Annotated in this window: 5 protein-coding genes and 1 pseudogene; 4 read left to right on the top strand and 2 right to left on the bottom strand. The window is 62.4% G+C overall.

Annotation, left to right across the window (positions count from 1 at the left end; translation table 11 throughout):
* The 4 genes and pseudogenes from ACIQ2E_RS12840 to ACIQ2E_RS12825 form a co-directional block, all read left to right on the top strand.
* Nucleotides 1–205, top strand: a pseudogene (locus tag ACIQ2E_RS12840) (cytochrome C oxidase subunit II); the annotation flags it as partial.
* Nucleotides 202–1,869 (top strand): cytochrome c oxidase subunit I, encoded by a 1,668-nt coding sequence (gene ctaD, locus ACIQ2E_RS12835; RefSeq protein ID WP_398331207.1) that lies wholly within the window; start codon nucleotides 202–204, stop codon nucleotides 1,867–1,869. The pseudogene ACIQ2E_RS12840 and the gene ctaD, both read left to right, overlap by 4 nt.
* Entirely contained in the window at nucleotides 1,866–2,468 is a 603-nt protein-coding gene (locus ACIQ2E_RS12830) for a heme-copper oxidase subunit III (RefSeq protein WP_398331204.1), read from the top strand. The genes ctaD and ACIQ2E_RS12830 overlap by 4 nt, the downstream gene beginning before the upstream one ends.
* A gap of 113 nt (nucleotides 2,469–2,581) precedes the next feature.
* Complete coding sequence (locus tag ACIQ2E_RS12825; RefSeq protein ID WP_398331210.1) at nucleotides 2,582–2,989, top strand: AbrB family transcriptional regulator; 408 nt, start codon at nucleotides 2,582–2,584, stop codon at nucleotides 2,987–2,989.
* On the opposite strand, the gene ACIQ2E_RS12820 is transcribed toward ACIQ2E_RS12825, so the two are convergent.
* Together ACIQ2E_RS12820 and ACIQ2E_RS12815 are read right to left on the bottom strand one after the other, a co-directional pair.
* The gene (locus ACIQ2E_RS12820; protein ID WP_398331201.1) at nucleotides 2,977–3,579 is read right to left on the bottom strand and encodes an HdeD family acid-resistance protein; all 603 of its coding nucleotides are present in this window, start codon (nucleotides 3,577–3,579) and stop codon (nucleotides 2,977–2,979) included. The genes ACIQ2E_RS12825 and ACIQ2E_RS12820 overlap by 13 nt on opposite strands.
* Nucleotides 3,580–3,650: 71 nt before the next feature.
* Nucleotides 3,651–4,331: a riboflavin synthase gene (locus ACIQ2E_RS12815; RefSeq protein ID WP_398331198.1), complete on the bottom strand. Its 681-nt coding sequence runs from the start codon at nucleotides 4,329–4,331 to the stop codon at nucleotides 3,651–3,653.
* Nucleotides 4,332–4,359: the final 28 nt, after the last annotated feature.

Genomic DNA, 4,359 nt, shown 5'->3' with positions numbered 1-4,359 from the left:
TGTGATCCCCGGACAACCCACCCTGCTGAGTTTCACCCCCACCCGAGCAGGCCAATACCCGATTGTGTGCGCCGAGCTGTGCGGGCCCTATCACGGTGGCATGCGCTCCACAGTGATCGTGGAGGAGCCCGAAAACTTCGCTGCCTGGGTCGCCAAGAACAGCCCCAATCCCCCTGCTGAGTCCCCCGCCGCGGTGCAGTCATGACCCTCAGCCTCCACCCCTCCGAATCGCTGCAGCCACAAGGCTGGCTGCGTTACCTGAGCTTCAGCACCGATCACAAAGTGATCGGCCTGCAGTACATCGTGTGCGGATTCCTCTTCTATCTGATTGGTGGCGCCCTCGCCGGAGCGATCCGCACCGAGCTCGTCACGCCTCTGTCGGATTTTCTGCCGCGGGAGACCTACAACGAAGTGCTCACCTTGCACGGCACGGTGATGATTTTCCTCTGGATCGTGCCAGTGGTGAATGGTGGCTTCGGCAACTATCTGATTCCTTTTTATGTGGGTGCGCGTGACATGGCCTTCCCGCGGCTCAATGCCGTGGCCTTCTGGCTGATTCCACCTGCCGGCATCCTGCTGATCAGCAGCTATTTCGTAACCGGTGCAGCCCAATCCGGCTGGACCGCCTATCCGCCCTTAAGCATCACAACCCCCGCCACCGGGCAGATCATTTGGATTCTGAGTGTGTTGCTGCTGGGGGGCAGCTCCATCTTTGGCGGCATCAATTTCATCGCCACGATCCTGAAACTGCGCCGCCCTGGCCTGGGCTTGATGCAACTGCCGATGTATTGCTGGGCCATGCTTGGCACCAGCATCTTGGTGGTGCTCTCCACACCCGTTCTGGCCGGCACCTTGGTGCTGCTCAGCTTCGACATCATTGCCCACACCGGCTTCTTCAATCCGGCCCTGGGCGGCAATGCCGTGGTGTATCAACATCTGTTCTGGTTTTACTCACACCCAGCGGTGTACATCATGGTGCTGCCGGCTTTTGGGCTGGTGAGTGAAATCCTGCCGGTGCACGCCCGCAAGCCCTTATTCGGCTACACCACCATGGTGTATTCGATCATGGCGATTGTGTTTCTGGGCCTGATTGTATGGGCCCACCACATGTTCACCAGTGGCACACCTCCCTGGATGCGCCTGTTCTTCACCATTGCCACGGCCTTCATCGCCGTTCCAACGGGGATCAAATTCTTCAACTGGTTAGCCACGCTCTGGGGCGGAAAGATCAGCCTGAACACCGCCATGCTGTTCTGCTGCGGCTTCATTGTGAACTTCGTGTTCGGCGGTATCACCGGCGTGGCTCTGGCCCAGGTGCCGTTCGACATCCACGTGCATGACACCTACTTCGTGGTGGGCCATTTCCACTACATCGTCTATGGGGGAACGGTGTTTGTGATCTTCGCCTCCATTTACCACTGGTATCCGAAGGTGACCGGCCGGATGCTGAACGAACCGCTGGGGCAGCTGCACTTCTGGCTCACGTTTGTGGGCTTCAACCTCTGCTTCGCGCCGCAGCACTGGCTTGGCCTGAACGGCATGCCGCGCCGCGTGGCCGAATACGACCCCCAATTCACCCTGATCAATCAATTCAGCAGTGCCGGTGCCCTGCTGATGGCAATCAGCACGTTCCCCTTCCTGATCAACGTGGTGATGAGCGCCTTCAACGGCGCCCCCGCCGGCGACAACCCCTGGAACGCCCTCACCCCCGAATGGCTCACCAGTTCACCGCCGCCGGTGGAGAACTGGCATGGCGAGCCGCCACTGGTGCATGAGCCGTATGGCTATGGCGTCACTCCCGGCCAGCTGAGCCTGGAGGCCAGCAGTGGCCGCGATCTGTGGAACCTCGGCCAGGGAGATCAGCGATGACCAGCCTCCAAAGCGAGAGCCTGTCTCAACACGCCGGCGAGGAGGCCCACGCCAAAGGCCATGGCGACCACCGCATCTTTGGCCTAGCCACCTTCCTGGTGGCAGACGGGATGACCTTCGCAGGATTCTTTGCCGCCTACCTCACCTTCCGGGCGGTGAACCCATTGCCCTCCGGCCACAACTACGAACTGGAGCTGCTGCTCCCCACGGTGAACACGCTGCTGCTGCTGGTGAGCAGCTTCACCTTTCACCGGGCTGGAGCTGCCCTGCGGCGCGGCAACCACCCGCTCTGTCAGCGCTGGTTGCTGGTCACGGCTGCCCTGGGCTTCAGCTTCCTGGCGGGCCAGATGAAGGAGTACTTCTCCCTGCCCTTCGGCCTCACCGACAACCTGTTCGCCAGCACCTTTTATGCCATCACCGGCTTCCACGGCCTGCACGTAACGCTGGGCGGGCTGATGATCCTGATCGTGTGGTGGCAAAGCCGCGAAGGTGGCCGGATCAGCATCGACAATCAGTTCCCCTTAGAGGCCGTTGAGCTCTATTGGCATTTTGTGGATGGGATCTGGGTGATCCTCTACGGACTGCTTTATCTGCTTTGAACACTTTCGCTGCTGTTGCCCTTGCGGGTGATTGCAGTTGATCGGCACAATCGGGCCACCAGTTCTCAGCCCCGCCGGTGTTCGTTGAAGAGAAAGTGAGCACGCCCGTGCAGATGCTGGAAGGCAAGGCACTGCTCGACAAAGCACGCGCGCTGAGCAATCGCCCGGAAGATCAGATCGCACGGGCCTGCGGCTATGTGGGGCCGAGCGGCAGGCTGCTGAAGAAGAGTTTCTACCGGGCTCTCGTGGAGGCCAAGGGCTACAAACTGCCCAGCCACGCGAGCAGTGGCGGTGGTGGTGGAGGCGGCGCGCGCGGCCGTCAGGCCGAATTCCGCACCCGGGTGCACGGCAACGGCAACCTGCTGATCGGCCATGCCTACACAAAGCGGATGGGGCTGGAGCCGGGCCAGGAATTCAAGATCGAAATTCACCAGGAAACCGGCTCCATCTGGCTACTACCCCTCGATGAAGGCAACGAGGGCAGCAGCGGCGAGATCAGCCCAGCCGATCAGGCCGGCTGAGCTGGCCCGCCCCGATCATCGGGGCCGTGGAAGGCGGCGCTGAACACCAGCAGATCAATGCCGCTGAACAGGAAGCTGATGCCCACCAGGATCCCGAGCACGCTCAGCAGACCGCCGGCCTTCATCGACACGATGATCAGACCGAGGATGAAGGTCACAATGCCGTTGGCCAGGCCCCAACCCCAACCGGACATCTCCCGGTGTGAGAGCGCCACGATCGCAGCCACCACGCCTTCCACCAGGAACACGATGCCGATGGCAAAGGCCAGAGCAGCCACCTGGGCGGCCGCCGGCACGATGCCGGCACTGAATTGCTGAATGATCCAGGCGCCGGTGACCAGGAACAACGTGGACACCACCAAGCGCCAGAAGCAATGCCAGCGGCTCAGGCGACGTGAGCGGTTAAGGCTGTTGATCCAGCCGAAGATGCCCCCCACCAGAAAGGCCAGCGCCACGATCACCGTGACCCAGGCAGAAGCGATCACGGGGAATAGCAAGGCCAACACGCCAAGCACCAGCAGCAGGATGCCTTCGGCGATGGTGAAGCTGCGCAGGGAACTCAGATCGAGCTCCGGTTTGTCGGAAGCCATAGAGAAAGATCGGCTACCGGACGGTAGACATGGCACCGAAGAACGTCAGCTGTGGCCGCTAGCTGCAAACCTCAGCCCCAGCCGTGTTCCGCCAGCCAGCCAGGGGTGATGGTGCCCTCGGAACGGCCAGAACCAGACGCCGCCCCAGGCTGAGCGCGCCAGGCCAGGAGCCGTTCGGTGTATTTCGCCAGCAGATCAGCCTCGAGATTCACCGCATCACCCACCCGCAACTGCTGCAGGGTGGTGGAGCTCCAGGTGTGGGGGATCACCGCGATCCAGAACTCCGCCCCATCGGCGCTGCAATCAGCCACGGTCAGGCTGATGCCATCGACGGCCACGCTGGCCTTCTCACACACGTAGCGCCCGTAGGCGGGATTGTTCCAGCGCAGCACCAGCCGCCAGGAGGCCGGTTGCTGCTCCACGGCCACCACGGTGCCCTGCCCATCCACGTGCCCACTCACCAAATGACCACCAAGCCGGTCGGCCAGGCGCAGGGCGGGCTCGAGATTCACCCAGCCGCGGCGATCGGCCTTGGCGGCGAGGGTAGTGCGAGCCAGCGTTTCTTCACTCACATCCGCCTTGAAGCCGTGGGCTGAGCGCTGGGTCACCGTGAGGCACACCCCATCCACGGCCACGCTGTCGCCGAGGGCCAGGGCGGTTGGATCGAGCCCCGACTCAGCCGACACCAGCAGTTCCACGCCACCGCTCCAACGCTGCAACTGCCCGACGGCCTGCACCAGCCCGGTGAACATGCGGTGCCCCGATCAACCCTGGCCATAA

Source organism: Vulcanococcus sp. (genome assembly GCF_044369115.1).
Classification (GTDB): Bacteria; Cyanobacteriota; Cyanobacteriia; order PCC-6307; family Cyanobiaceae; genus Vulcanococcus.
Note: the sequence above shows the minus strand (reverse complement) of the source record. Positions and strands in the feature narration are given on the sequence as shown.

Excerpts from the sequence above, each read along its gene's own strand:
- ctaD (WP_398331207.1), top strand. The coding sequence starts at position 202 with ATGACCCTCAGCCTCCACCCCTCCGAATCGCTGCAGCCACAAGGCTGG.
- ACIQ2E_RS12830 (WP_398331204.1), top strand. The coding sequence starts at position 1,866 with ATGACCAGCCTCCAAAGCGAGAGCCTGTCTCAACACGCCGGCGAGGAG.
- ACIQ2E_RS12825 (WP_398331210.1), top strand. The coding sequence starts at position 2,582 with ATGCTGGAAGGCAAGGCACTGCTCGACAAAGCACGCGCGCTGAGCAAT.
- ACIQ2E_RS12820 (WP_398331201.1), bottom strand. The coding sequence starts at position 3,579 with ATGGCTTCCGACAAACCGGAGCTCGATCTGAGTTCCCTGCGCAGCTTC.
- ACIQ2E_RS12815 (WP_398331198.1), bottom strand. The coding sequence starts at position 4,331 with ATGTTCACCGGGCTGGTGCAGGCCGTCGGGCAGTTGCAGCGTTGGAGC.